A 4026-nucleotide genomic window follows, 5' to 3' on the forward strand; every position below is an offset into this window, starting at 1 on the left:
GCGGCGGACCTGATTGTCCGCTTGGTCGACGTCCTCACCACCCAACGGCCCCCACCGACCGGGCGCCGGCCGTTTCTCCGTCTTCGGGGCGTGGACGTCATCGCATCGGACCAAAGTCTTGGTCTCCGCATTGGGAATTCCTTATTTAGATAATGTGAATATGATTGTGGTCGGGGAGCCCGCTATGTTCGTTGACTACTACGAAGTTTTGGAAGTCAGCCCGAACGCCAACTCGGAAACGCTGGAGCGCATATTTCGCTATTTTGCGATGCGCTATCATCCCGACAATCGCGAAACCGGCGATGAAGCCCGCTTCAGTGAAATCGTGGAAGCCCACAACACGCTCAAGGATCCGGTCAAACGCGCTCAATACGACATCGCGTATAGGGACCATGCCGGCCTTCGCCGCGAATTGACCGAGGAAGCCAGCAACAGCAAAGGCATCGAGCGGGATGTCGTGATCCAGGCCAGGCTGCTGTCGCTGCTTTACGCGAAGCGCCGGCACGACGTCAGCAATCCCGGGATCGGGGATGTGGAGCTCGAACGCCTGTCAGACTGTCCGCGAGAGCATCTCGAGTTTCATCTCTGGTATCTAAAAGCGAAGGGCTGGATAGCAAGAGTGGAAAACGGGACGATCGCGATTACGGTGGAAGGCGTCGATAGGGTCAACTCCGAACACCGTCGCGATCCCACCATCCGGCTCCTGGACCATACAGCTTCCTGACGCCTCACCTCCGGAGGAAGTCAGGCCGAAGACCTGCCGCCCCATTCACGGCAGGGACTGGCCTCTTCAGCCCTGCTGCGCCTTCAGTTCCAGCCGCCGCGCGTGCAACACCGGCTCCGTATAACCATTCGGCTGTTCGCGGCCCTTGAACACCAGGTCGCAGGCGGCCTGGAAGGCGATGGAGTTGTCGAAATCGGCGGCCATCGGGTAGTAGAGCGGATCGCCGACATTCTGCAGGTCGACGATGGCCGCCATGCGGCGCAGCGAATCCATCACCTGGATTTCGGAGCAGACCTTGTGGTGCAGCCAGTTGGCGATGTGCTGTGAGGAAATACGCAGCGTGGCGCGGTCTTCCATCAGGCCGACATCGTTGATGTCAGGCACTTTCGAGCAGCCGACGCCCTGGTCGATCCAGCGCACGACATAGCCAAGAATGCCCTGCGCGTTGTTGTCGAGTTCCTTCTGGATATCATCCGGCGACCAGTTCGGCCGCACCGCGACGGGCACCGACAGGATGTCGTCGAGCCTGGCCTTGGGCCGGTTCTTCAGCGCCGCCTGCACGGCGTGAACATCGACCTTGTGATAGTGCGTGGCATGCAGCGTGGCCGCCGTCGGCGACGGCACCCAGGCAGTGTTGGCGCCGGCCTTGGGGTGGGCGATCTTCTCGACCAGCATCGCAGCCATCAGATCCGGCATCGCCCACATGCCCTTGCCGATCTGGGCGTGGCCGGCCAAGCCGCATTCCAGCCCGATGTCGACATTCCACGCCTCGTAGGCGGAAATCCAGGCGGCCTGCTTCATGTCGCCCTTGCGGATCATCGGGCCGGCTTCCATCGAGGTGTGGATCTCGTCGCCGGTGCGGTCGAGAAAGCCGGTGTTGATGAACACGACGCGCTCCTTTGCGGCGCGGATTGCCTCCTTGAGGTTGACGGTGGTGCGCCGCTCCTCGTCCATGATGCCCATCTTGATGGTATTTTTCGCCATGCCGAGCAGCGCTTCGACGCGGTCGAAGATCTCGACGGCGAAGGCGACTTCGTCGGGCCCATGCATCTTGGGTTTCACGACATACATCGAGCCGGCACGGGAATTGGCGCGGCGGCCGTTCGGCCCGACATCGTGCAGCGCGATCAGCGCCGTCATCGCCGCATCCATGATGCCTTCCGGAACCTCATTGCCGTCGCGGTCGAGGATCGCCGGGCTGGTCATCAGGTGGCCGACATTCCTGACCAGCATCAGCGAGCGGCCGGGCACGGTCAGCGTGCCACCGGCGGGCGCGGTGTAGGCGCGGTCGGGATTGAGCTTGCGGACAAAACTCTTGCCGCCCTTGGTGATCTCTTCCGCCAGGTCACCCTTCATCAGGCCGAGCCAGTTGCGGTAGACGACGACCTTGTCTGGCGCATCCACCGCCGCGACCGAATCCTCGCAGTCCTGGATGGTGGTCAGCGCCGATTCCAGGATGACATCGGCGATGCCCGCCGGATCGGTGCGGCCGATCTGGTTGTTGCGGTCGATCACGATCTCGATGTGCAGGCCGTTGCGCACAAGCAGCACGGCATCGGGATTGGCGGCATCGCCGCGATAGCCGACGAATTGCCTGGGGTCGGCCAGCGTCGTCGAGCCGGCGCCGGCGCTCAGCCGCAAGGCACCTTGCGCCAGCGACAGGCCATTGACGCCGGCCCATTTGCCGGACGTGAGCGGGGCAGCCTCGTCGAGAAAGGTCTTCGTCCAGGCGACGACCTTGGCGCCGCGCGCCGGATTGAAGGCTTTGCCCTTTTCGGCGCCATCCGTTTCGGGGATGGCATCGGTGCCGTAAAGCGCATCGTAGAGCGAACCCCAGCGCGCATTGGCAGCGTTGAGCGCATAGCGCGCATTCATCACCGGCACGACCAGCTGCGGTCCGGCAACATCAGCAATTTCCGGGTCGACATTGTCGGTCGACACGCTGAAGGCCGGGCCTTCGGGAACGAGGTAGCCGATCTCTTTCAGGAAGCCCTTGTAGGCCTCCATGTCGACCGGCGCGCCGTGATCGCGATACCAGCCGTCTATCTGTTCCTGGATGGCGTCACGCTTTGCCAGCAGCGCCCGGTTCTTCGGCGCCAGATCATGGACGATGGCCGAAAAACCGTTCCAGAAGGCGTCCGCTTCGATCCCCGTGCCCGGCAGCGCTTCCCTGGCCACGAACTCATGCAGCTCGCGGGCAATCCGCAATCCGGCGATCTCGATGCGGTCGGTCATCAGGCTACTCCAGATGAAAGGCTTTGCGGGCCTTTGGCATGTCAGGTTTGCCGGGTCAATTCAGCTTAGGGTGAAGGTGGCGTATTTCGCCGCGTCGCTCAAACCGCAATGCGCGGCCTTCCCGAGGCCACGGCCACGACATGCGCCTCGATGAACATGCGCTGGGCCTCGACGGTCGAGACCCGGAATTCGGTGGCGACGTCGATCTCGGCGCTGTCGGTGCCGGCATCCCTGGCGCGCTCCGCGACGATGGCGCGGACATCGGCCTCGGCCGCCGCGATCGCCGCTGCCTCGTCGAGGAAATCGCGTACGGTCTCGCCCGAGGCGAGACGAAACAGCCCTTCTATGGGCTGGCTGACCCGCGCCTCGGCCGAAACCCTGACCTGGCCGACGACGGCGCCAAGCGCGTTGGCGACATCGGTATCCCTGGGCACCACGCAGTCATTGCCGATCAGCTCGGCCAAGCCGGCATAGTGCAGCGGCGCCGAGGCGCCGAGGCCGATGACCGGGCGGTCGAGCGCAACGCTCAGGCGGGCGATGCCGGGATGCGCGTCGACTGCGCGCTGCACCAGGGCGTGCGCCACTGTCGCGGCGCCATCGAGCCCATCCTCGGCAAAGGCGGTCTCGAGGATATATTCGGCCGACCAGCGCGTCAGCGTCACCAGCACCCGTTCCGAGATCGCTTCCGGCGAAGCGGCAATGTTCTGGCCACGGCCGTCACGCTTGCGGGCGAACAGTTCGGCGCCGAGGCGCGCCGCGATAGGATCCCAGTTCGCCTGCTTGCCCAGCACGTGGGCGGCGTCCGACGGGGTGAAGCCGGCGACATGCACCAGCCCGCGCGACACCAGCCGGTTCAGCGTCGCGTTCTGCGCGTTCGAGGTCAAAAGCCTGTCGACGGCGAGCGGCACGGCACCGATGGCCTCGTAGAGCCGGGCTTCGGCGCCGGTCAGGCCGGCGGCGAGCCGGTCGGGCACGCCGGTGCGCACCGCGAAACGGCCGTCCATGCGGCCGGGATTGGGTGCCCGCGACTGGCGCTCCAGCTCTGAGATCACCGCTACGCCATGCGC

The 4026-nt window shown here is 64.6% G+C and carries 2 protein-coding genes and 1 pseudogene; 1 reads left to right on the top strand and 2 read right to left on the bottom strand.

Annotated elements, in window-relative coordinates; all coding sequences use genetic code 11:
* Positions 1-184: 184 nt before the first annotated feature.
* Positions 185-724 carry a J domain-containing protein gene (locus EN991_RS26160; RefSeq protein ID WP_013528603.1) on the top strand — a complete coding sequence of 180 codons (540 nt, stop codon included), beginning with the start codon at positions 185-187 and terminating at the stop codon, positions 722-724.
* A 66-nt stretch (positions 725-790) separates the two neighbouring features.
* Here EN991_RS26160 and EN991_RS26165 read toward each other — a convergent pair whose 3' ends face one another.
* Positions 791-2959 carry a malate synthase G gene (locus EN991_RS26165; RefSeq protein ID WP_127369851.1) on the bottom strand — a complete coding sequence of 723 codons (2169 nt, stop codon included), beginning with the start codon at positions 2957-2959 and terminating at the stop codon, positions 791-793.
* Positions 2960-3057: 98 nt separating this feature from the next.
* Positions 3058-4026: pseudogene (locus EN991_RS26170) on the bottom strand (hydantoinase/oxoprolinase family protein); the annotation flags it as partial.

It is taken from the genome of Mesorhizobium sp. M7A.F.Ca.US.005.03.2.1 (genome assembly GCF_003997795.1).
In the GTDB taxonomy this organism is placed as follows: Bacteria; Pseudomonadota; Alphaproteobacteria; order Rhizobiales; family Rhizobiaceae; genus Mesorhizobium; species Mesorhizobium ciceri.

Coding starts and splice junctions, on each gene's coding strand:
- EN991_RS26165 (WP_127369851.1), bottom strand. CDS start 2,959: ATGACCGACCGCATCGAGATCGCCGGATTGCGGATTGCCCGCGAGCTG.
- EN991_RS26160 (WP_013528603.1), top strand. CDS start 185: ATGTTCGTTGACTACTACGAAGTTTTGGAAGTCAGCCCGAACGCCAAC.